13 protein-coding genes and 1 pseudogene are annotated in these 24,191 nt (G+C 74.4%); 13 read left to right on the top strand and 1 reads right to left on the bottom strand.

The genetic code is table 11. From position 1 onward, the window contains the following. The first annotated feature begins 171 nt into the window (after positions 1-171). From wecB (FRAQA3DRAFT_RS14055) to FRAQA3DRAFT_RS13995, 12 genes and pseudogenes are all read left to right on the top strand, one after another. The gene (gene wecB, locus FRAQA3DRAFT_RS14055; RefSeq protein WP_035920985.1) at positions 172-1,320 is read left to right on the top strand and encodes a non-hydrolyzing UDP-N-acetylglucosamine 2-epimerase; all 1,149 of its coding nucleotides are present in this window, start codon (positions 172-174) and stop codon (positions 1,318-1,320) included. A 55-nt stretch (positions 1,321-1,375) separates the two neighbouring features. Further along, positions 1,376-2,713, top strand: a complete 1,338-nt coding sequence (locus FRAQA3DRAFT_RS14050; RefSeq protein ID WP_009739695.1) for a nucleotide sugar dehydrogenase — start codon at positions 1,376-1,378, stop codon at positions 2,711-2,713. A 132-nt stretch (positions 2,714-2,845) separates the two neighbouring features. Next, positions 2,846-4,216: a choice-of-anchor P family protein gene (locus FRAQA3DRAFT_RS14045; RefSeq protein ID WP_009739694.1), complete on the top strand. Its 1,371-nt coding sequence runs from the start codon at positions 2,846-2,848 to the stop codon at positions 4,214-4,216. 313 nt (positions 4,217-4,529) lie between these two features. Beyond that, positions 4,530-5,975: a glycosyltransferase gene (locus FRAQA3DRAFT_RS14040; protein WP_009739693.1), complete on the top strand. Its 1,446-nt coding sequence runs from the start codon at positions 4,530-4,532 to the stop codon at positions 5,973-5,975. Continuing rightward, positions 5,972-7,270 carry a glycosyltransferase gene (locus tag FRAQA3DRAFT_RS14035; protein ID WP_009739692.1) on the top strand — a complete coding sequence of 433 codons (1,299 nt, stop codon included), beginning with the start codon at positions 5,972-5,974 and terminating at the stop codon, positions 7,268-7,270. The genes FRAQA3DRAFT_RS14040 and FRAQA3DRAFT_RS14035 overlap by 4 nt, the downstream gene beginning before the upstream one ends. Before the next feature lie 117 nt (positions 7,271-7,387). Continuing rightward, a complete protein-coding gene (gene wzy / locus FRAQA3DRAFT_RS38260) occupies positions 7,388-10,480 on the top strand; it encodes an O-antigen polysaccharide polymerase Wzy (RefSeq protein ID WP_157467367.1) in 3,093 nt (1,030 codons plus the stop codon). A gap of 505 nt (positions 10,481-10,985) precedes the next feature. Next, positions 10,986-12,833, top strand: coding sequence for a glycosyltransferase (locus tag FRAQA3DRAFT_RS14020; protein ID WP_009739690.1), 1,848 nt, complete (start codon positions 10,986-10,988; stop codon positions 12,831-12,833). A 306-nt stretch (positions 12,834-13,139) separates the two neighbouring features. Then, entirely contained in the window at positions 13,140-15,923 is a 2,784-nt protein-coding gene (locus FRAQA3DRAFT_RS14015) for an aconitate hydratase (RefSeq protein WP_009739689.1), read from the top strand. A gap of 394 nt (positions 15,924-16,317) precedes the next feature. After that, positions 16,318-16,709 (top strand): annotated as a pseudogene (locus FRAQA3DRAFT_RS38760) (class I SAM-dependent methyltransferase); the annotation flags it as partial. Between the two features lie 397 nt (positions 16,710-17,106). Next, a complete protein-coding gene (locus FRAQA3DRAFT_RS14005; RefSeq protein ID WP_009739688.1) occupies positions 17,107-18,027 on the top strand; it encodes a TIGR03620 family F420-dependent LLM class oxidoreductase in 921 nt (306 codons plus the stop codon). Between the two features lie 225 nt (positions 18,028-18,252). After that, positions 18,253-19,626, top strand: coding sequence for a non-hydrolyzing UDP-N-acetylglucosamine 2-epimerase (gene wecB, locus FRAQA3DRAFT_RS14000; protein WP_009739687.1), 1,374 nt, complete (start codon positions 18,253-18,255; stop codon positions 19,624-19,626). Between the two features lie 107 nt (positions 19,627-19,733). Next, a complete protein-coding gene (locus FRAQA3DRAFT_RS13995) occupies positions 19,734-20,144 on the top strand; it encodes a hypothetical protein (RefSeq protein WP_009739686.1) in 411 nt (136 codons plus the stop codon). A gap of 95 nt (positions 20,145-20,239) precedes the next feature. Here the strand turns inward: FRAQA3DRAFT_RS13995 and FRAQA3DRAFT_RS13990 are convergent, their stop codons facing one another. Beyond that, entirely contained in the window at positions 20,240-20,992 is a 753-nt protein-coding gene (locus FRAQA3DRAFT_RS13990) for a hypothetical protein (RefSeq protein ID WP_009739685.1), read from the bottom strand. A 283-nt stretch (positions 20,993-21,275) separates the two neighbouring features. Between FRAQA3DRAFT_RS13990 and FRAQA3DRAFT_RS13985 the strand changes: the two genes are divergently transcribed. Beyond that, on the top strand, positions 21,276-24,167 hold the full coding sequence (locus FRAQA3DRAFT_RS13985; RefSeq protein WP_051054350.1) for a LuxR family transcriptional regulator: 2,892 nt from the start codon (positions 21,276-21,278) through the stop codon (positions 24,165-24,167). Positions 24,168-24,191: the final 24 nt, after the last annotated feature.

The raw sequence follows: 24,191 nt of genomic DNA, 5'->3' as shown, positions 1-24,191 counted from the left end.
CCCCACCCCGCCGGCCCGCCCCACCCCGCCGGCCGCCCGCGCACCGTCCGCGGGCCTGCCGGCCCAGGGGGCGTCCCCCGAGGCCAGGCCGTGACAGGGGGGCCGGGTGGGTCGGGCGGCGGCCGGGTGGCGCGGCCGCCCGGCCAGCGGATCTCCCGACCTGCGCAGCCGGTGTCGGTGGTGGGCCCGGGGCCGCACGCGGTGGTCGTCGCGGGGGCCCGGCCCAACTTCGTCAAGGCCAAGCCGGTCCTGGACGCCCTGGCGGGCGGCGGGTTCCGCACCACCCTCGTGCATACCGGCCAGCATTACGACGAGGCGATGAGCGGGGTGTTCTTCGCCGAGCTCGACCTGCGCCGCCCCGACCACCACCTGGCGGCGGGCTCGGGCTCCCACGCCGTGCAGACGGCCGCGGTGATGACCGCCTTCGAGCCGCTGCTGGAGCGGCTGGCCCCCGACGTCGTCGTCGTGTTCGGGGACGTGAACTCCACCCTCGCCTGCGCGCTGGTGGCGGCGAAGGCGGGGGTGCGGGCCGCGCACGTCGAGGCAGGCCTGCGCAGCGGCGACCGGTCGATGCCCGAGGAGATCAACCGGATCGTCGCGGACCATCTGTGCGCCGACCTGTTCGCCACCTCGCCGGACGCGGTGGAGCACCTGTTGCGGGAGGGCGCCTCGCCGCGGTCGGTACACCTCGTCGGCAACGTCATGGTGGACACCCTGCTGGCCCGCCGGGACGAGGCGCTCGCCCGGCCGACCCTCGCCGAGCTCGGGCTGCGTCCCGGCGGCTACGGGTTGGTCACCCTGCACCGGCCGGCCAACGTCGACGACGCCGCGGCGCTCGCCGGCCTGCTCGGGGCGCTCGGCGAGATCGCGGCGCGCTGCCCGCTGGTCTTCCCGGCGCACCCGCGGACGGCGGCCCGGGTGGGCGGCCGGTTGCCACCGGGGGTCCGCCTGCTCGGGCCGGTCGGGTACCTCGACTCGGTGGCCCTGCAGGCCGGCGCGCGGATCGTGCTCACCGACTCGGGTGGGATCCAGGAGGAGTCGACGGTGCTCGGCGTGCCGTGCCTGACGCTGCGGGAGTCCACCGAGCGCCCGCTGACGGTCACCGAGGGCACGAACCGGGTGGTCGGGCGCAACCGCCGGGTGGTCGTCACCGCGGCGCTCGACGCCCTGGAGCACCCGCCGGCACCGCGCCGCCCGGCGCTGTGGGACGGGCAGGCCGGCCGGCGGATCGCCCGGGTGCTGGCGCAGGCGGTTGCGGCGTCCTCTGCCGGCGGCGCGCCGGTCGGCCCGCCCGTCGGCCCGCCGGTCGCGGGTCGATGAGGACACGATGAATCGGCTACGTCGCTCTATGTAATTAATACGCAACACTCTGCCCATGTCATCGAACAAGCTGGTGGTGGTCGGGCAGGGCTACGTCGGTCTCCCGGTGGCGATGCGGGCCGTCGCCACGGGCTGGCACGTCGTGGGGGTGGAGGTGGACCCCGACCGGGCCGCCCGGCTCGGGGCCGGGCGATCCTACGTCGAGGACATTGCGGACACCGAGCTCGCCTCGGCCCTGCGCAGCGGCCGGTACGAGCCGACCCTCGACTACGCGCAGGCCGGTGGCTTCGACGTCGCCGTGATCACCGTGCCGACCCCGCTGCGCGAGGGCGCCCCCGACCTGTCCTACATCGTCGACGCGGCGCGCAGCCTGGCGCCGCTGGTCACCCCGGGATCCACGGTGATCCTGGAGTCGACCACCTATCCGGGGACGACCGAGGAGCTGCTCGCCCCACTGCTCGCCGAGGGCTCCGGACTACGCCCCGGGGTGGACTTCCACCTCGGCTACTCCCCGGAGCGCATCGACCCCGGGAACCGGTCGTGGAACCTGGTGAACACGCCCAAGGTGGTCTCCGGCACGGGTCCGGCGTCGCTGGCCGCCGTCACCGCCTTCTACGACAGCCTCATCGAGCGGACGGTCCCGGTCGGCTCGACCCGCACCGCGGAGCTGACCAAGCTGCTGGAGAACACCTTCCGGCACGTCAACATCGCGCTGGTGAACGAGCTGGCGATGTTCGCCCACGAGCTCGGCGTCGACGTCTGGGAGGCGATCGACGCCGCGTCGACGAAGCCGTTCGGGTACCTGCGCTTCACCCCCGGTCCCGGCGTCGGCGGCCACTGCCTGCCCATCGACCCGTCGTACCTGTCGTGGCGGGTGCGCCACAGCCTGGGGCGCAGCTTCCGGTTCGTCGAGCTGGCCAACGACGTCAACGACCACATGCCCGACCACGTCGTGCGCCGGGTGACCGAGATGCTCAACGCCCGGCACCTGCCGGTCGCGGGCAGCCGCATCCTGCTGCTGGGGCTGGCCTACAAGAAGAACACCGGCGACGCGCGCGAGGCGCCGGCGACCCGCATCGCCGGCCTGCTGGCCGATCTCGGCGCCGAGGTGCGCGCCGTGGACCCGCACGTCGACCCGGCGCGGCTGCCGGCCCGGGTGACCCTCGTCGAGGCGGACGCGGGCGAGCTCGCGGCGGCGGACCTCGTCGTCCTGCTCGTCGACCACGACGCCTTCGACCGGGAAACGGTGGCCCGGCACGCCCGGCTCGTGCTCGATACCCGCCGCTGGCTGCCCGGCCCGCACGACGCCCGGCGGTCGAGCCCCGCCGCCGGGCGGATCCCGACCCAGGCGACACGGCACGTAGCCGCCGGACTCGCCGTGGAGTCCCTCTGACCTGCCCGTACGGCGACACGCCCGGAACTCGCTCAACGAAGCCAATTATTTGCAGGCAGTCGATGGATCGGACCCTCTCTTCCTAAAATGATCGCTGAAAGTAGCGATCCACTTACGGAAAGGAGGGATTTGATGCGAAGCTCGTTCCGTGTGGCACACCGGGTGGGACTGCGCCGGCTCACCGCCGGCGCCGTGTCCGGTGGCGTCCTCGCGGCCACCATGGTCGGTGTGGGCGTGGGCCCGGCCTCGGCCGTCGCCAGCCCCCTGGCCTACGAGCAGTACGCCTTCGGGACGCAGGTCATCAGCGGCCCGTCGGCGTCGGGGCCGACGTTCCCGACCGGCATCTCCTGTACCACCCGGCCGGGCCTGGGGGTGAGCGCGGGGGGTGTCGTCAACGTCCCTGGAGTGATCTCGGGAGCCACGGTGTTCCAGTCCGCCACCACCGCGGAGGTGGGCCCGAACAACAACCAGGTCGCCGTCACCCGCAGCACGGTGGGCAGCGTGAGCATCCTGGGTGGTGTGGTCGCGCTCAGTGGCCTCGGGGTCACCTCGACCGCGGTGAACACCGGGTCGGCCGTCGCGAGCGCCGGCTCGGTGTCGCTGGGGAGCCTGACCGTCCTCGGCCTGCCGATCCCGATCGGTGCCATCAGTCCGAACACGGTGATCGGCATCCCGGGCCTCGGGACGATCACGCTCAACCAGCAGACCGTCGCGGCGAACGGGATCCGCACCGTCGGGGCACGGGTGCAGATCACCGCCGGACCGAACGCCGGCCTGAACATCGTCCTGGGCTTCACCCAGTCGCGCCTCCTGCCGAAGCCGCCGGTGTTCATCACCGGGGTGGCGTACTCCAACCTGGTCGCGGCGGGGCCGCTGTCGGTGAGCCCGCTGATCGCGCAGAGCATTCCCTGCAACGGGGGATCGACCACGGCGAACCTGTCCGCCATCAACCTGCCAGGCATCCTCACCACCGGGGTGATCAGCGCGACGGGGACGTCGGTCCTGGGTAATCCCACGACGGGCGTCTCGAAGATCGCGTTGGCGAACATCAACGTGCTGAGCGGGCTGATCACGGCGAGTTCGATCACCTCGCAGGCGAACGCCTCGAAGAGCAACGGCCAACCCGCCGTGCTCAGTCCCGTCGGCACCCAGTTCGGCAACCTGACGGTCGCCGGGACACCGATCCCGGCGACCGTGGCACCCAACACCTTCGTCCCGCTGCCAGGGGTGGGGTACGTGGTGCTGAACCGCCAGGTCCAGACGGCCGGTTCCCTGGAGGTCCGGGCCGTCGAGGTCGTGGTCCAGACCGCGGGTGTACTGCCGGTCGGGGCCGTGATCCGGCTGGGCGTCGCCTCGATCAACGCGTCCGACAACGGGGTGACCCCGCTGTCGGCGCCGCTCGACGCGCACGACTCCACCGGGCTGTCGTCCGGCCATGTCGGCGAGCTCTGCGCTGATGCGCCGGACCCGGCGAAGTGCCTGGCGGTGAGCGGGACGCTGTAACCCTCGAGAGTGGAACCTCCCGAGGGACGGAACCTCCCGAGGGACGGAACCTCCCGAGCGGTGGAACCTCCCGAGCGGTGGACCTTCCGTCGGCAGGAGTCCTCCCGCCGACGCCGGGCACGCATGACCGTCCGGCGCCGCGGGGGCTGGGCGGGTGGGGCGCGGTATGCCCCACCCGCCCGTTCGTGCGTCCGGCGCCGGATGTCGCGCCTTGGCGCCCGGACCCTCCGCGAGTGTTGTATCTCTCTGTAGTCGGACGATGGCTGTAGGTTGTGCACGTCGTGGAGGGGAGTACCGGCGAAGGGCGGGCGCCATGCGAGTTGTCGTCGCGACGGAGGCACGGTTCCACCGGGGAGGCGACGACGCCGTGGTGGCCCGCACCCCCGGTGAGGCCTACCCGCACTGGTGCGGCTACCTCGGCGTCTTCGACGAGGTGGTGGTGCTCGCCCGGGTCAGCGCGGCGTCGCCCGACCCGGCGGTGACGGCCTCCTTCCCGGTCGAGGGCGATCGGGTCCGCGTCGTCGCGTTGCCGCCCTACCAGGGGCCGGGCGGCTATCTGCGCACCGTACGATCGCTACGCTCCGTGATCGGTGTCGGGCTCGACTCCGGCGGCCAGCTTGCCCCCACGCCCTGGCAGCGCGCCGCGGCCGCGGCGCGCCGGCCGGCGCCGTTCGGCCTGATCCCGGCGCCCCGGTCACCCGCCACCGCCGCCCGCCGCGACGACAAGCCCCAGGCCCCCACCCACCCCGGCGCGTCGTCCGCCCGCTCGTCCCACGTCGTGGACACCCGCTACCTGGCCGTGATGCCCGGCATGGTCGGGGCGGCGCTCGTCACCGAGCTGCGCGCCCGCGGGTTGCCCTACGTCCTGGAGATCATCGGCGACGCCGAGGCGGTCGCCGGCGGGATGTTCGGCCGCTGGGCGCGCCCGGCGGCGCGGCGCTGGTTGGCCCGCCGCGCCGCGGGAGCCCGGGCGGTCGGCTACGTCACCCGCGAGACGCTGCAACGCCGCTACCCGCCGGCGGCCGGGGCGCTGACCGCCAGTTACGCCTACGGTCGCCTGAGCGCCGAGGACTTCACCGCCGCCGCCCGACCGCGCCCCGCCCGGCCACCGGTGCCGGCGACGCTGGTAACGATCGGCTCGCAGGACCGCCGGTACAAGGGCCACGACGTCCTGCTGGCCGCGGTCGGTCTGCTCGACGCCGGGGGGCACCGGCTGCGCGTCGTCATCGTCGGCACCGGCCGCCACCACGACGCCCTCGTCCGCGCCGCCCGGCGGGCGGGGCTCGCCGACGTCGTCGAGTTCGTGCCGGCGCTGGACCGGGCCGGCGTGCGCGCCGTGCTCGACGCCGCCGACCTGTTCGTTCTCCCTTCCCGGACCGAGGGCCTGCCCCGGGTGCTCATCGAGGCGATGGCCCGCGGGGTGCCCGCGATCGCCACCGCGGTCGGCGGGACCGTCGAGCTGCTAGCGCCGCAGGACCTCGTCCCGCCCGAGGATCCCGAGCTGCTCGCCACGCGGATCGCCGAGGTCCTCGCCTCCCCCGACACGCTCGCCGCCATGTCCGCGCGCAACCGAACCGCCGCCGAGGACTACCGCGGTGGACGCCTGGCCGCGCGGGCCGCGGCCTTCTACGCGGCGATCGCCGACTGGGACCCGCCGGCGCCCGCCGCGGAGCCGCCCGAGCGGGGGGTGGCGGCGGCCACGGCACCGGCCGGATCGTCACCCGCGCGGACCCCCCAGCCGACAGGACGGCGGTCGTGACCCCGGAGACCAGGTCAGCCCCGGAGACCACCGCGCGGACGGCGCTCGGGGATACCCGCCTCGACCAGCGGCCGGATGCCCGGACCGGGCCCGCGATCGAGGCCCGGCCCGTCGCGTCCGCGACCGGCGCGGCCACCGTCGCCACCCGTCCGGGACCCGGCCCCGCCGGCCGGCCCCGCCGGCCGGTACGGGTGCTGGAGGTGCTGGGCCGGATGGACCGGGCCGGGGTCGAGCTGCGTGCCGTGAACCTGCTGCGCCGGCTGGATCCGGAGGAGTTCCGGCTGGAGTTCGCCGTGACCTCCGGCGCCACAGGTTCGCTGGACGCCGAGATCCGCGGCCTCGGCAGCGAGGTGTACTACTGCCGTGCCGACTGGCGGTTCGGCTGGCGGTTCCTGCGGCTGCTGCGCCAGGTCCGTCCCGATGTGGTCCACTCCGCCGTGGCGACCTTCTCCGGGGTGGTGCTCGCGCTGGCCCGCCTGGGTGGGGTGCGGCGGCGGGTGGCGTACTTCGTCAGCAGCGCCGACCGGCACGGTGAGAGCCTGCGCGGCCGGGTGCAGCGGGCGTTCGGGCGCCTGCTGCTCGACCGGTTCGCCACCGACCTCGTCGCGGTGAGCGAGGCGGCGATGCGGGGGCTGTGGCGGGAGAACTGGCGGCTGGATCCGCGCTGCCGCGTCATCTACAACGGCGTCGAACTGGAGCCGTCCGGGGTCGCCATCGCCGCCCGCCGCCGCGCCGAGGACCTCGCCGAGGACGAGCATGAGGTCGTCACCCTCGTCCACATCGCCCGCCCGGACCCGCTGAAGAACCGGGCCCGCGCCATCGAGATCCTCGCCGCGCTGCGGGCCCGCTCGGTCCACGCGCGCCTGCGCATCGTCGGCCGCCAGGACGACGCCGAGACCGCCCGCCTCACGGTGCTCGCCGACCGGCTCGGCGTCGCCGAGCACGTCGAGTTCACCGGTGAGGTCCGCGAGATCCCCCGGTTGCTCGTCGCGTCCTCGCTGCTGCTGGTCACCTCGCTGCACGAGGGCATGCCCACGGTCGTGCTGGAGGCGCTCGCCGTGGGCACCCCGGTGCTGTCGGCGGACCTGCCGGGGGTCGTCGAGATCGCCCGCCTGCTGCCCGGGGTGGCCACGCTGCCGCTGGCCACCTCGGACGCCGTCTGGGCGGACACCGCCGACATGCTCACCGCGGTCCCGCCGACCATCGATCAACGCCGCGAGGCGATGCGGCTGCTGCGCCGATCCCCGTTCACGATGGACACCTGGCAGCGTGACATGACGGCGGTGTGGTCCTAGGCGATGGCCGTCCTGAGTCGAGCCGCCGGACCGCGCGGGTCCCGGCGGCCGCACCTGCCCGTCGCCCGGGCCCCAGCCTCGACCGCCGTGCTCGCCTCGTCTCCCGGATCGTCCGGCGTGAGCGGGGTGCCGTCCCGCCGGGCGAGCGCGGTGGCGCTCGCCGGTTGCCTGCTGGCCCTGTTCGCGGTGGCGGCCTGGTCGTCGTCGTTCGCCGAGCTGGCGGAGCACTCCGCCGCCCGGCTCAGCGTCGTGATCGTCGCCGGCTGTGTGCTGCTGTGCGTCCGGGCCCAGCCGCGCGGGGCGTGGGCCTGCTCGTCGGTCTACCTCATCACCCTGTCGGTGTTCCACTTCGGGGTGGCGGTGCTGTTCGCCACCGGCACCTCCTTCGATCGGATCCGCGCCCAGTACGACTTTCGCTGGCTGGCCGTCTACCCGATGAGCCGGCTGTTCGCCGTGGCGACGCTGGGAGTCGTCAGCGCCACGGTGGGGGTGGCGGCGATGACCTGCCTGCGGGCGGCGCGCGCTGCCGGCGGACGCCCCGAGATCGTCGCGGCTGACCGGCCGGCCGCCGCCCCGGATCGGCCGGACCTGCGTGCCCCCGCCGGGTTCGTGCTGCTCGCGGTGTCGGTCGTCGGGCTCGTCGCGATCGTGCTCGCCGCCGGCGGGTTCGGGCTGCTGGTCGGTTCGTACGCCGCGGTCGGGCAGACGGCGCTACGCGGCCCGCTGGTGCCCTACGCGCTGCTCGGGGTGGGCCTGGGTCTCCTGCTTGCGGTCATCGACGGGCCGAGCCGGTGGCGCACGGCGGCACTCGTGGTGTTCGCCCTGTTCGCGGTCGTGGCCCTGCCGCTCGGGCTGCGTGGCGAGGTGATGTTCCCGGCGGTCGCGGCGGCGGCGGTGGCCGCCCGGCGGCGCATCGTGGTGCGCGGGGTCGTCGTCCTGCTCGGCGCGGTCGTCCTGCTGGCGTTGATCGGCGGGTTGCGGGAGATCCGCCAGTCCGGCCTCGCCGCCACCCGGCTCAGCGCCATCACCTTCAGCCCCGTCGACGGGATCGCCGAGCTCGGGGCCTCGATCCGCCCGATCGGCTCCGTGCTCGAATGGCGCGACGAGTTCGGCGAACGCCCGCCCGCCGGGGCGACCTTCTACGGCCAGCTCGACCGGCTGGTGTCCGGGCGGCTGCTCGGCCGTCCCCAGCCCTCCCAGTTCAGCGACGAGCGGCTGTTCAACGTGCTGATGCTCGACCGGGAGGGCCCGATCGGGGGGTCGCCGATCGCCGAGGCCTACTACAATTTCGGCGCCCGCGGCGTGGTCGGCTTCCTGCTGCTGACCGGCCTCCTCGTGGCCTGGATGGACCATGGCCGGTCCGTGCGCAAGACGGACACGGCCTGCCTCGTCCTGCTCGTCCCCTTGATCACCGAGGTGCGCAACGCCTTCGCGGCGGTCCCGGTCCAGGCGCTGCTCGGGCTGGGCGTGCTCGGCCTGATCCGGTTGGTGGAGACGGCGGCCGCCCGCACCGTCCCCGTCCGCACCGCCCCCGCCCGTCCGCGGCGGGATCCGCGCGCCCTCCCACGGCTCGCCGCCACCGGTCCCGTGGCGGTCACGCTCGGCGCCGGGGCCGCGCCCGGACGCACCGCACTGCCGCTCCGTCCGGCCCTGCCGCGGCCTCACCCGGCCCGCCAGCTCGTGCGGGCAGGGCAGCAGCCCATCCGGGCCGGGCGGCAGCCCATCTGGGCCGGGCGGCAGCCAGTGCGGGCAGGGCGGCAGTCCGTGCCGGCGTGGTCCGAGCCGGCGGTGGCGCTGGATCCGCAGGCCGGGGGGTCGTGGGCGGCGGCCCCCACGCTGCCCCCGCCGGGTCGGGGGGTGGGTGTGGCGAGCCCCTACCGCGGGATCGGCCGGGTCGGCACGGTGGTCACCGGGTGGTTGGGGCTGTCCGCCGTCGCCAGCCTGGGCCAGGCGATGGTGACCGCGCGGATGCTGCCCCTGGGCGGGCGCGGGGCGCTGGTGGTCCTGCTGACCGTCTCCGCGCTGGGCTCGCTCGTCGGCGGGCTCGGCACGAACGTCGCGTTCCGGTACTACTTCGGCCGCGCCGATCCCCGGGTGTCCCTCGGTGACTACCTGGGCCTGTCCCTCGCCGCGACCCTGCCCGCCGTCGGGCTGATCATCGCGGCGTCGCTGCAGGTGCTCTGGCTGTCCGGCGGGGCGCGGGTGGACGCCGGCCTGGTGCTCGCGATCGCCGTCCTCGCCGCCGCGAACCTGCTCGCCGTGCAGGTGCTCGACGCGCTCAACGCCGCCGGTTCGATCGTCCTCGCCGCCGGGCTCGTCGCCGCCACGGGGCTCGTCCAGCTCGGGCTGCTGCTGGCCGGCCCGCGCCATCCGTCACTGCCCCACATCCTGGTGGTCCTCGCGCTGTGCTGGGCCGCGCAGGCGGCGACGGGCGTGGCGGCGCTGGCCCGGTCGGGGCTGTCCGTGCGGCCGCGGGCCGACCGGCGGGCCTGGCGGCTGCTGGTCGCCAAGGGCGTGCCCGCGCTTGGCCTCAACGTGGGCGCGACGATGGCGTTCCGCTTCGACCGGGTGCTGGTCGCGGCCTTCGCCGGCGCCGGCGCCGCCGCGGTGTACTCGATCGCCGCCGCGACCGGCGAGGCGCTGCGCCTCGTGCCGGGGTCGGTGGGCCAGGTGGTCTTCCACCGCACCGCGCGGGGCGGCCTGTCCCACCCGGCGCTGCGGACGGTGACCCGCGGCCTGGTCGCCGTCCTGCTGGTCGCCGCGGGCGTCCTCGCGCTCGCCGCGCCGTGGCTGGTGCGGATCCTGTTCGGGCCGGGCTACGCCTCGGCGGTCACCCCGATGCGCCTGCTGCTGGTCGCCGAGCTCCTGCTGGCCCCGTTCCTGGTCGAGTGCCGGGCGCTGACCGGCCTCGGCCGCACCGGCGCGGCCGGCGGCGTCGGGCTGCTCGGCCTGGCCGTGTCGCTGCTGACCTACCCGGTGCTCGTGCCCTGGCAGGGACCCTCCGGCGCCGCGGTGGGCAGCATGCTCGCCTACGCGCTCATGACGGCGCTGGCCCGCCGAGCGCTGCGCGGGGAGCTCGATGCCCCGCGCGCCACCCCCGCCCCGCAGCCGGCCGCGTCCTCGACCTCGCCCCGCCCGTCCGGACCAGTCCATCCGCACGAGCCGGGCGGTGACGAGCCGCTGCCCGCCCTCGGAAAGGGGATGCCCTGATGGCGCCACACCCCCCGCGCGACACCCTCGCCGTCCAGCCGACCGCCCACGGGCGGCGTCGCGCTGGTCTCCACGCCGTGCTTCAGCCCGCTGCTGCGCGCCCTGGGCCACGGCGCCCGGGTGGGCGGCGCGGGCCGCGGCGAGGGGGCGGTCTGGCTGCCGCGGCCGCGCGCGGGGGAGTTCTACCAGTACGCCTTCACCCCGGCGGAGCTGTCCGCGGTGCTGCGCGCCGTCGGCTTCGAGCGGGTGCGGGCGCATCCGTACGGCGCGATCGCCACCGTGCTGGAGTTCACCGGTCCCGGCCGGGCCCTGGCCGCCCGCCTCCCCGCCCGCGCCTGCGGCCGCTGGAGGCCGCTCTCGACCTGCTCGGCGCGGCCCACCTGTCCGGGCGGGCCTGCCTGTGGGTGGCCCGCCGGCCGCTGCACCCGCCGGCGGCGCCCCGCGTCCCGCGACCCGCGGCGGCGCCCGCAGCCCGCCCGTCCACGACCCGGGAGGACCGTTCCGAATGAAGATCGCCACGTTGGTCAAGACCGGCGACGGGCCGTTGTGGATCATTCCGCACGTGCTCGCCGCCCAGGAGTCCGGCGACCAGGTGGTCGTGCTGCTGCCCGCGCCCGATCACACCGACAGCCGGGTGGCGCGGGAGCTGACGGCGCTCGGGATCGAGGTCGTCGAAAGCCCGGCCCCCCGGCGCGGCGCGTCGCCGGCCGGGCAGCTCGTCGGGATCGTCCGGCTGCGGGCGAGGCTGCGCGAGCTCGGCGTCGACGTCGTGCACTACCACCTGTACGCCTCGGCGCTGGCGGCCCGGCTCGCCACCCTGGGCACCCGGATCACCCGGGTGCACATGGTCGCGGGCCCCCTCTACCTGGACAACACGCTGATCCGGCGGGTCGAGCGGGTGCTGTGCCGGCTCGACCACCTGCTCATCGCGTCCAGCGCGGACATCCGCCAGCGGTATGCCGCCCTGGGCCTGCCGGCGCACCGGATGCGCACGCTGTCCTACGGCGTCGACCTGGAGCGCTTCACCCCCGCTGACGACGAGCGGCGGCGGGCGGCGCGGGCGGAGCTCGGCCTCGCCGAGGACGAGTTCGTCGCGGTCTGCGTCGCCTACTTCTACCCACCGAAGCGGCTGGTCCATCCGGGCCAGGGGGTCAAGGGGCACGAGGTGCTCCTCGCGGCCTGGGCCCGCTTCGCCGAGCGGGGCGGCCGAGGCACGCTGATCCTGCTCGGCGGGGGCTACGGCGAGGCCGGCGAGAGCTACCGCGAGCGGGTCCGGGCGTGGGCGGCCCGGCTGCCCGGCGCCGACCGGGTCCGCTGGGTCGACAGCGTCACCGACGTGCGGCCGTTCTACGCCGCCGCGGACGTCAACGTCGTGTCGTCGTGGTCGGAGAGCTACGGCGCCGGGGGCGAGGCGTCCGCCTGCGGGGTGCCCACAATCGCCACCGCGGCCGGCGGGCTGCCGGAACTGGTCGACGACGAGACCGGCTGGCTCGTCGGGCTGGGCGACGCCGCGGCGATGGCCGTCGCCCTGCAGGAGGCGGCGGCCGGCCGGCGCATGCCCGCGGCCCGCCGGCGCGCCGCCGCCGCACGGATGCGCGCGGAGAAGCTGCTCGACCGCCGGGCGCTCAGCCACGATGTGGTCGCGGCGCTGCACGATGCCGCCCGCGTGCGCCGCGCGGCGAGAAGGGGGCGGCGCCGGGCTCCGTCCCCGTCGGCCCAGCCGTCCTCGCCGGCCCGGTCGGACGGGCGCGGGCTGGCCGGCCGGGTCCGCTCGTCGCCGCTGGCCGCGCTGCCCGGCCGGGCGCTGCGGGCGGCCCGGCGCACCTACCTGCTGCGGACCGATCCGGTGGGCTATGCCCGCAGCATCGGGGTGCGGCTCGGCGCGGACTGCCGGTTCATCGAGATCAGCGCCGCCACGTTCGGCAGCGAGCCCTACCTGATCAGGCTGGGCGACCGGGTGGCCATCGCGGGCGGCGTCCGGTTCATCACGCACGACGGCGCGGTCACCCGGATGCGCCGGGAGCATCCCGACATCGACGTGGTCGCGCCCATCAGGGTCGGCAACGACACGATGATCGGGCTGAACGCGATCATCATGCCGGGCGTCACGATCGGTTCCGACGTGGTGATCGCCGCCGGCTCCGTGGTGATGCGCGACGTCCCGGCGCGGTCCCTGGTCGCCGGGGCGCCGGCCCGGGTGGTGACCGACATCGAGCAATGGGAGCGGCGGATGCTCGCCCGGTCGGTGGGCACCGGCGCGATGAGCCCGCAGCGCAAGCGGGAGGTGTTCCTCGACCGGTTCGCGGCGGAGCTCGCGGCAGATCCGTCTGATATTGTTAGCGTCGCTAATTAAATGGTCGCACGTCCCCCGGGTCGCCGTACGGTGGGATCCGGCGTCGCCGTTGCGGCGGCGGGACCGGTCGAGCCCTCGCGGCTGCGGCTGCGTCGGCTGTGTCACAACCCCTCGGGCGCGATCCCGCAAGGTGGGAAATGCCAGGATGGACACGAGCCGGCCGAGGATGGCCGACGCCGCGGGCGGCTCTGCGCCTACGCCAGCCGCCGTCGGCGGCGTCGCCATGGCGTAGCCGCAGGGGCGCGACCATGGTGGCAAGCCCCGCTGTCCGCGGGTGACGGACGGCGGGTGACGAGGAGGAGAACGATGGACAGCTTCGGCAGTACCGGATCGCTCGTGGTGGGTGATCGCACCTACACGATCAGGCGGCTGGACGCGGTGCCCGGGGCCGATCGACTCCCCTACAGCCTGAAGGTGCTGCTGGAGAACCTTCTGCGCACCGAGGACGGCGCCAACATCACCGCGGACCACGTCCGGGCGCTGGCGAACTGGGACCCGGCGGCGGCACCGAGCCAGGAGATCCAGTTCACCCCCGCCCGCGTGATCATGCAGGACTTCACCGGCGTCCCCTGTGTGGTCGACCTCGCCGCCATGCGCGAGGCGATGGCCGCCCTCGGGGGCGACCCGGCCAAGATCAACCCGCTGGCGCCGGCCGAGCTCGTGATCGACCACTCGATCATCGCCGACCACTTCGGCCGGCCGGACGCCTTCGAGCTCAACGCCGCGCTGGAGTTCGGCCGCAACCGGGAGCGCTACCAGTTCCTGCGCTGGGGCCAGGAGGCGTTCGACAACTTCACCGTCGTCCCGCCGAACACCGGCATCGTGCATCAGGTCAACCTGGAGCACCTGGCCCGGGTCGTGTTCACCAAGGACACCCCCGAGGGCACGCTGGCCTACCCGGACACCCTGGTGGGCACGGACAGCCACACCACCATGATCAACGGCCTGGGTGTGCTCGGCTGGGGCGTCGGCGGCATCGAGGCCGAGGCCGCGATGCTCGGCCAGCCCGTGAGCATGCTGATCCCGACCGTCGTCGGCTTCAAGCTGACCGGCGAGCTGCCCGCCGGCACGACGGCCACCGACATGGTCCTCGTGATCACCGAGCAGCTGCGCCGGCACGGCGTGGTCGGCCGGTTCGTCGAGTTCTACGGCGAGGGCGTCGGCAACGTGCCGCTGGCCAACCGGGCGACCATCGGCAACATGAGCCCCGAGTACGGCTCCACCTGCGCGATCTTCCCGGTCGACGGCGAGACGCTGAACTACCTGCGCCTGACCGGCCGCCCGGCGGAGCAGGTGGCGCTGGTCGAGGCGTACGCCAAGGAGCAGGGGCTCTGGCACGACCCGAGCCGCGAGGCCGCCTACACGACCACCCTCGAGCTGGACCTGTCGACGGTCGTGCCGTCGCTGGCCGGCCCGAAGCGGCCACAGGACCGGGTGCCGCTGTCGAACGCCAAGCAGGCGTTCCGCGCGGCGCTGGCCGACTACGCCCAGCCCTCGGTGTTCACCAACGGTGGCGCGGACGAGGCCGCCGCTGAGTCGTTCCCCGCCTCCGACCCGGCGGCGGCGTTCGAGGACAAGCCGTCGGACGCCCCCATCTCGGTGAACGCCGTCGCCGGCGACATCACCAGCCGTCCCGCCAACCCGACGTCGGTCACCCTCGCCGACGGCACCACGGTGGAGATCGACCACGGGGCCGTCGCGGTCGCCGCGATCACCTCCTGCACCAACACGTCGAACCCGCAGGTCATGGTGGGCGCGGCGCTGCTGGCCCGCAACGCCGTGGAGAAGGGGCTGACCCGCAAGCCGTGGGTCAAGACGACGCTGGCCCCGGGCTCGAAGGTCGTCATGGACTACTACGAGCGGGCCGGGCTCGTGCCGTACCTGGACAAGGTCGGCTTCAACCTGGTCGGGTTCGGCTGCACCACCTGCATCGGCAACTCCGGCCCGCTGCCGGAGGAGATCAGTGCGGCGGTGAACGACGCCGACCTCGCGGTGGTCAGCGTGCTGTCCGGCAACCGTAACTTCGAGGGCCGGATCAACCCCGACGTCAAGATGAACTACCTGGCGTCCCCGCCGCTGGTCGTCGCCTACGCCCTGGCCGGCACGATGGACATCAACCTCGACACCGACCCGCTCGGCCACGGCACCGACGGCCAGCCGGTGTACCTGCGCGACATCTGGCCGACCGAGGCCGAGGTGTCCGCGGTCGTCGCCGACGCGATCCAGTCGGAGATGTTCGAGTCGGACTACGCCGACCTGTCCGGCGACGAGCGCTGGCGTTCGCTGCCGGTCGGTGACGGCGGCGAGGTGTCGCGGACGTTCGCCTGGGCCAGCGACTCCACCTACGTGCGCCACCCTCCGTACTTCGAGGGCATGGCGACCAAGCCCGAGGCGCGCACGGACATCATCGACGCCCGCGTGCTCGCGGTGCTGGGGGACTCGGTCACCACCGACCACATCTCCCCGGCCGGCTCGATCAAGAAGGACTCGCCGGCCGGCCGCTACCTCGCCGAGCACGGCGTCGCCCCCGGCGACTTCAACTCCTACGGGTCGCGCCGCGGCAACCACGAGGTCATGATCCGCGGCACGTTCGCCAACATCCGGCTGCGCAACCGGCTGGCTCCCGGCACCGAGGGCGGCGTCACCCGGCACCTGCCCGACGGCCAGGAACTGGCGATCTACGACGCGGCGCAGAAGTACGCCGCCGAGGGCGTGCCGCTGGTCGTGCTCGCCGGCAAGGAGTACGGCTCCGGCTCGTCGCGCGACTGGGCGGCCAAGGGCACCTCGCTGCTGGGCGTGCGCGCAGTGATCGCCGAGTCGTACGAGCGGATCCACCGGTCCAACCTGATCGGCATGGGCGTGCTGCCCCTGCAGTTCCCGGCGGGCCAGTCGGTGGAGTCGCTCGGTCTGACCGGCGAGGAGACGTTCACCATCACCGGTCTCGCCGACGTCGACGAGAAGACGCCGTCGCTCACCGTCCGCGCGGGGGACAAGACCTTCGAGGCGGTCGTGCGCATCGACACCCCCGGCGAGGCGGAGTACTACCGCCACGGCGGCATCCTGCTCTACGTCCTGCGCTCGCTGCTCTAACCGAGCAACCGGCCCGGCCGGGGACCGTCCCGACCGGAGCGCTCCGGTCGGGGTCGAGGGGCTCGTCCCGCTCGACCCCGGCCGGACCTGGGCCGACGCGACGGTTGTGCACGCCGTCCCCACGTCGACGTCGAGATTGCTCATCGAGCCGGCGACCGGCCAGTCGAACTCGACCGGACGACCCCGTAGGCGACCGCTCTGAGCTGATCTACGAGATCCCCGCGTCAGGAAGGGCGGACCGCTCCCAGACGGCGGCGTGCCGCACCGCAGCTGGTCCCTGACGCCCGTATGGTTCATGGTCGTGACGGATGGGTCACGGCTTGCGGACTGGTGGTCAGGGAGACCCGTCCCGGTCTGGGCCCGAGGTCGGTTTCGTCGACGTGGGCGGTGGACAGTGATCAGGGCTGGTGACTTCGACTACGACCGGCACGGCAGCGGCTACGCGACGCAACGGCGGGCGGGCCCCCGGATCGAAGCTCGGGTACATGCCGCCCTCGGGGACGCGCGCACCGTGCTCAACGTTGGTGCGGGTGCCGGATCGTACGAGCCGACGGATCGGTACGTGGTCCCGTCGAACCGTCGGCCGCCATGCGCGCCCAACGCCCCAGCGGCCTGGCGCCGGCGGTGAACGCGGCCGCCCAGGACCTCCCGTTCGATGACAACTCGTTCGACGCCGCGATGGCCCTGGTGACCGTGCACCAGTGGTCCGACGTCCAGCGTGGGCTGCGCGAGCTGCGGCGGGTGAGCCGTGGTCCCGTCGTGGTGCTCACCTTCGATGGCGACGCGACGCAGGTCCGCGGCCTGGCCGGTCCGACACCGTTCCGATCTGCCCGAGGGGTACTTCGCCGCCACCGGACCGACCGTGGAGCCGTCATCATGATCCATCGGCCGGCATCGCGCATTAAAGACCGAGCCTCGCCGACGATCAATACGACATAAGCCGGTGGCTTCCTGGCGGGCGCGTCGACGACCGCGGTCATCCGCTGCCGCGCACCGGGTTCCGGTGGACGGCGTCGAGGGCCAGCGTGAGTAGCCGGCCGCGGCCTCCATGCTTATGCGGTGGCAGTTCACGACGGACGCCTCGGTTTCCTCGACCATGAAAGCGCCGGCGAGGCCCTGGTTGACATGTACATGGGCGAGAAACAGACGCAACCAGGCCGCTAGCGCGTCGTCGGCCGGTTCGATGGTGGCAACGGACCCAGGACACGAACTCGGCCGCGTCGGCGTCTGGACCTTCGCCTTCGACGGCCAGCCCGCCAACCGGGTGCGGGAGGCCGCAGCGGAGATCGAGGAGCTGGGCTACGGCGCCCTCTGGTACGGGGAGGCGTTCGGCCGGGACACGGTGGGCCAGGCGTGGCTGCTGCTGTCGGCCACCCGGAACATCGCTGTCGCGTCCGGCATCGCGAACATCGCGTTTCGCGACCCGATCGCCACGGCGACCGCGGTCCGCACGCTGGGGGAGGCGTTCCCGGGGCACTACCTTCTCGGCCTCGGTGGGCACCGGGTCGACGACACCGTCCACCTGCTGGACGGCTATCCCGTGCCGGCCCTGGGCAGGGCGGTCTCGACGATGGACGCCTACCTGGCGGCCATGGACGCCGTCCCCGCCCACAGCCCGTCGCCGCGGGTGGCCGTGCGCCGCGTGCTGGCCGCACTCGGCCCGAAGATGCTGTCGTTGGCGGCCGAACGGACGTGGGGGGCGCACCCGTACTTCGTGCCCGTCGAACACACCCGGCGGGCCCGCGAGATCATGGGCCCGCAGGCGTTTCTCGGTGTGGAGCAGGCCGCCGTCCTGGACTCCAACGTCGACCGGGCCCGCGAGGTCGCGACCGCGCACGTCGCCGCCTATGTCGCCACGGCGTCGCACCAGACGGCGAACCTGCGGCGGCTCGGCTTCGGTGATGAGGACATCCTCGGCGGCCCGAGCCGCCGCCTCGTCGACGCCATCGTCGCGTACGGGGACACCCAGGCGATCCGCGACCGGGTACGCCAACACCTCGACGCCGGCGCGAACCATGTCTGCCTCCAGGTCCTCACCGCGGACCCCACAGCGCTACCGGATCACCAATGGCGCGAGCTCGCGCCGGCGCTGCGCCACGCGTGAGGGCAGGCCGGCCCTGAGCCCGGATGCGTGCATCGCGCCCGTCTCTGGCGGCCGGGGCGGGGACGGGCTCCTCTGCCCGGGGCCCGGTCCGCAAGGTGCCGTTGGGTTATCTGAAAACTACAGACAGTGATACCTTCTCCCTGTGAGGCAGCCCCGGGCCGCCCGGCGATCGTGCGGGTGGCCCCCGGCCGCTGGTGACGACGCGTTGCGCCAGGGGGAGTCCGAATGCCGCGTGGTACTCCGGAGCAGAGCGGGCCCTCCGTACCGACGGTTCCGTCGGGGCTGCCCGGCGAACGGGTCAAACCGCTGGTCCCGCAGCCCAGCGGGCCGCAGCCCCGCCGCCTGACGCTGACCGCCTCCCGGGCGGCGTCCGCCGTGTCGCGAGCGGCCGGCCCGGCCGAGCGCCGCCTGCGGGTGCTGGTGGTCGTGGGCACCCGGCCGGAGGTGGTCAAGCTCAGCCGGGTCGTCGCCGCCCTCGACCGGGCCGTCGACCTGCGCCTGGTCCACACCGGGCAGAACTACGACCACGAGCTCAACCAGGTCTTCTTCGACGAGCTCGGCATCCGCCGCCCGGACCATGTCCTCGACGCCGCCGGACCCACCCCCGTCGAGACGATCAGCCGGCTGATCTCCCGGCTGGACCCGATCCTCGCCGCCGAGGCCCCCGACGCCGTGCTCATCTACGGCGACACGAACACCTGCTACGCCGCGATCGCCGCCAAGCGCCGCCGGATCGCCGTGTTCCACCTGGAGGCCGGCAACCGCTGCTTCGACCAGCGCGTCCCGGAGGAGATCAACCGGCGGGTCGCCGACCAGCTCAGCGACGTCCACCTGGCCCTGACCGAACGGGCCCGCGGGCACCTGCTCGCCGAGGGACTGCCCACCCAGCGGATCTTCGTCGTCGGTTCCCCGGTCAAGGAGGTGCTCACCCACTACGCCCCGCTCATCGACACCTCGTCGGTGCTGACCACCCTCGGCGTGCAGGCGGGACGCTACCTGCTCGCCAGCGTCCACCGTGAGGAGAACGTCGACCGGCCCGAGGCGCTGTCGGCCCTGCTGGAGACCCTCAACCGGCTGGCGGCCCGCTACCGGCTGCCGGTGATCGTGTCGACCCATCCGCGGACCCGGGACCGCCTCGGCGCGCTGCGCCGCTCCGGGCGGGCGCCCCTGCTCGACGAGCGGGTCCGCTTCTGCCGGCCGTTCGGTTTCTGCGACTACATCGCGTTGCAGCGGGCCGCGCTGTGCGTGCTCTCCGACAGCGCCACCCTGACGGAGGAGGCCTCGCTCGTCGGCTTCCCGGCCGTGCTCGTCCGCGAGGCGCACGAACGGCCGGAGGGCATGGACCGCGGGGTGCTCGTCGCCAGCGTGCTGCGCCCGGACCGGATCCTCGACGCCGTCGAGCTGATCGTGCGGGAGGCCGAAAGCGACCGCCGGGCGCGGGTCGTCCCCGACTACGACGCCGACGACGTCTCCCGCCGGGTGGTGCACATCATCGTCAGCTACATCGACCACGTCCGGCGGACCGTCTGGTACGGCGACGTCGGCCCCAGCACCGGGCCCAGCCCCGCCTCCCCCGCCGCGACCGCGGACAGCCGCTGACCCACAGATCAGGGAACATCGTCGGGGATCTCCCCGACGCGCCGGCCGGCCACCGGTTCGCAGACTGCGAGGCGCAGCTACTGGAACCGATCGGGAGGTCGACCGGCATGCCCGGATTCTGGGACGCCACCATCAAGGCCGTCTACGCCGCCGACAGCGGCACCAGCAACACCATCGACGTCATCAAGAGCGGGAAGGCGTTCGACGTCGTCGCCGACATCGAGGTCGGCGGCGGCATCATCTCGTTTGGCGGGGCGAAGTACCGGCTGAACGTGGTCATCCGCAACCAGTCCAAGCTGACGGTGGTGTTCGCCGGCAGCCAGTCCGACCCGCTGCCGGCCGAGGAGGGGGGCGAGACGTCGCCCACGGTCAACAAGCAACTGCGGTTGCAGGTCCCGGCCACGTGGGCCGCCGAGGACGGGGACGTGCTCGACGTCCTCGCGTCCTTCAAGGTCTCGTCGGGGAACTTCGTCAACACCACGACGACCACGGGTTCGCAGTTCCTCAGCGCGACCTGACGCGCCGCCGCTGCCCGCCCCGAGCCGAGGCGGGGGTGCGCTAGGCGCCGCCCGGTGGCCCCGGCGGGTGATCCCGCCGGGGCCATCGTGGTGCGTCAGGACTTCTCCAGCAGCCGGGCGAGCGCCCGGTGCGTCTTCGTGCCGGGTTCCGCCTCGGCGTCCAGGCCGAGTGCGTGCAGGGCCGCCTCGAAGGCGATCTGGGCGATCTCGGCGCCGTCCGGCTCGACCCGGATGGACAGTTCCAACAGCTCGGACTCGTCGAGGGTCCACTGCTCCGCCGTCACCGCGAAGCCGGCCACGGGCAGCCGCGGGTGCCAGCGGACGGCGTCGATCGGGCCGAGGACCCGCAGACGATCCAGCTCTACGGGTCGGTCCCCGCACTCCCGCAGGAAACGCGCCTGCGCCGGCGAGAACATGGCGCGCAGCGGGACCCGGCCGGCGAGGACGTCGCTGACCTGCCGGTAGCCGAGTTCGGCGGTGAGGGAGGCGGCGAGAACCCGCCGTTCCCCCGCCCAGTCGGCCTCCAGCCGGAACGTTTCCACGCCATCGCCGTGGGTGCCGAGCCATTCCGGACTCAACCGGGACCTGCGGGCTGGCCGCAGTTTGACCGTCGAATCGCTGCGCCCTGCCCCAGAGTCGTCATACTGGCGCAGTCGCAGGATGATGCCGTCGTCGAACGGTGCTATTCCGCCGTATTCCGTGGTGGCGACGGGATCCACGCAGAAGAAAACCCGGTGCCGTGCGCCCGATGCGGTACTCAGGGTCAGCGCCCGCCGGGCGGCGGCAGCCCGTGACCCGCTCAGGGTCACCTTGATCTGGATGCGGTCCAGGCGGCGGCGAGTATCCATCACTGCTCTCGACGGGTCGTCGGCCGCGGTCGTCGGCCGCGGCCGCGGTCATCTGCGGGCAACACAGGAGAAGAACTCCCCGCGCCCGTGCCGGCTGAGGTCGGCAGGCGTGCTCTTTCGCTGCTACCCCTTCTTCCCAGGTCAACACCCGACCTCCCGGGTGCGCGTCGGGGAATTTCCGGAACATCGAACGGATGGCCGTCCGCGCCTACCCGAAAAACCCTTTCTGGCATTCCCGGGCGCGGCAGGATAGTGGCTGCGGGCAAAGATGTCGCGGGGGAGGGTGACCGTTTTGGAGGGCGTGGAGACCGTGGCCGGGGATATCTCCGGCAGGAACCTGCTGGTCGGTCGGGACAGGGAACGCCGCCTCATCGACGGCCTGCTGGCGGCGGTGACGCAGCGCTGTGGCGCGCTCGTCCTGCGCGGCGAGCCCGGGGTGGGCAAGAGCGCGCTGCTGCGCTACGCCGAGCGGACGTCCTCCGCCCGCGTGCTGTGGCTGCGCGGGGTCGAGTCGGAGTCCGTGCTCCCGTTCGCCACGCTGGCCGATCTCGTGCTGCCGCTGCGGGAGTATCTGCGGGAACTCCCCGACGCGCAGCGGGCCGCGCTGGAGATAAGCGTCGCGCTCAGCGAGGGTTCCCTGGCCAGCCCGTACGCGACGTGCGCGGGGGCGCTGAGCCTGCTGGCCGCGGCGGGGGAGGACCGCCCGCTGGTGCTGCTCGTCGACGACCTGCAGTGGGTCGACCCGCCGTCGCGGCAGGCGTTGCTGTTCGTGGCCCGCCGGCTCGCCGCGGAACGGGTGGCGATGCTGCTGGCCGTCCGCTCGCAGGCCGCCTCGGTGTGGGAGGGTGCCGGCCTGCCCGGCGTGGAGGTCACCGGGCTGTCGAGCCCGGACTGCGCCGACCTGCTCGCCGCGCGCGGCGTGCGGGCCGCCCCGCACGTGCTCGCCGACCTGGTCCGCCGGGTCGGTGGCAACCCGTCGGCGTTGCTCGAGGCGGTGGCGTCCCTGCGCGAGGCCCAGCTCGGCGGCCACGAGCCCGTCGGCGAGCTGCCCCTGCCCGGACGAAGCTGGGAGCGGGCCTGGTCGGAGCGGCTCGACGACCTGCCCGAGGCGACCCGGGCCGCCCTGGTGGTCCTGGCGGCCGGCAACACGGTCCCGGTCGCGACGCTGGGGCGCGCCCTGACCGCCGTGTCCGGTTCGCTGGCCGACCTGGACGCGGCGCACGACGCGGGCCTGGTCCGGGCTTTGGACATCGCGGCCGGCGACGCGACGTGCCGTTTCCCGCAGGCAGCGGCGGACGTCCCGTCCGCGGGCGCCGGGCAAGGGCTGGCCTTCGCCCATCCGCTGCTGCGCGCGGTGGTGCTACGCCGAGCCGCCCCCTCGGCCCGGCTGCGGGCCTACCAGGCGCTGGCCGAGGTCTGCGACGGCGACGCGGCCGTGTGGTACGCCGCCGCGGGGGCCGGCGGTCCGGACGACCGGGTCGCCACCGCGCTCGCCGACGTCGCGGTCCGCACGCGGCGCCGCGCCGGCTACGGGGCGTCGGCCCGAGCCTGGCACCGCGCCGCCGAGCTGACCCACCCCCGCGAGGTCCGCGTCGACCGGCTCCTGCACGCGGCCGCCGACGCGCACCTCGGCGGCCTGGCGCGGGAGGCCGGCTCCTGGGCCGACGAGGCGGCCCGGCTCGCCGGCGATTCCGTCCTGCGGGCCGACGTGGAGCTGCTGCGCGGGCGGGTCCTGACCTGGTCCGGTCACCCCACCCGAGCGCATGAGCAGCTTGTCCAGGCGGCCGAGTCGGTGGTCGGCGTCGACCCCGACCGGGCGGGCGCGCTGCTCGCCGAGGCCGTCCTGCCCGCCCTGATGGACGGCCGGATCACGGTCGCGCTGCGTGCCGCCCAGCGCAGCCGCCTGCTCGGGACCGGCCGGTCCGGGCACGCCCTGCCCCGGTCGGTGCACCGCGGGCGCGCCCTCGCCCTCGCCGGGCTGATCGGCGAGGCGAACGCCTGCCTGGAGGCCGCCGCCGGGCAGCTCGTCGCCGCCGACGACGTGACGGATCAGCAGGCGCTGACCCTCGCCGGACAGACGCTGCTCGACGTCGAGGAGGACCGCAGCGCCGTGCGGCTGCTGTCCACGGTGGTGGACGCCGCCCGGCGCGCCGAGGCCCCGGCGATGTTGCCCTACGCGCTCGCGGTGCGCTGCGAGCTGGAGGGCTGGCGCGGCCTGTGGGCGGCCGGCTACGCCGACGGGGTCGAGGCCGTGCGGTGGGCCGAGGAGTCCGGCCAGGTGGGCGCGCTGGGTTTCAGCCTGGTGATGCTCGCCCGGATCGACGCCGCTCGCGGGGACCGCGCGCTGTGCGAACAGCGCATCGACCGGCTGCGCGCCGAGATCGGGCCGTACGGGATCGGCATGCTCGACCTGCACGCCGACGGGGCTCTCGGCCTGGCCGCGGTCGGTCACGGCGAGTACGACGTGGCCGCGTTGACCCTCGCCGAGGCCTGGGACCGGGCGCGCGAGCGGGGACTCGGCAACCCGAACGCGATCCCGATCGCCGGCGACCTCGCCGAGGCACACATCCGCGCCGGGGAGCACGAGCGGGCCGCCGCGGTCGTGGCCTGGCTCGCCGAACGGGCGCGGACGACCGGACTCGCCTGGCCGGCCGCGGTCGCCGCCCGGTGCCAGGGCCTGATGGCCGAGGAGCTGCCGGCGGCCGAGACGGCGTTCGCCGCTGCCGAGCAGGCGCACCGCCGCCGGCGGATGCCGTTCGAGCAGGCCCGCACCCGGCTGTGCCGCGGTGAGGTGCTGCGCCGCCTGCGCCGGCCCGCCGCGGCCCGGCTGCCGCTGCGGGAAGCGCGGGTGGCCTTCGAGTCGCTGGGGGCGCGCCCCTGGGCGCGGCGTGCCACCGCCGAGCTCATCGCGACCGGGGACCGCGCCAGCCGGGCCGATCGCGCGGTGCCGGCGCCCGCCCGGCTGGAGGGACTGACCCCGGCCGAGCTTCAGGTCGCTCGGGCGATCGGCGCGGGGATGAACAACGTCGAGGCCGCAGCCGCCCTGTTCGTCTCCCGCAAGACGGTCGAGACCCACCTGACCCGGGTGTACCGCAAGCTCGGGATCCGTTCCCGCAGCGAGCTGGCCCGCGCGCTCGTCGCCGCGGGCATCGACGACGGGCTGCCGGGGGCGTGACCAGACCGAGTCCCCCGCCGCCCG

Source organism: Frankia sp. QA3, assembly GCF_000262465.1.
Lineage (GTDB): Bacteria > Actinomycetota > Actinomycetes > Frankiales > Frankiaceae > Frankia.
This window is presented reverse-complemented; position numbering and strand designations above follow the sequence as displayed.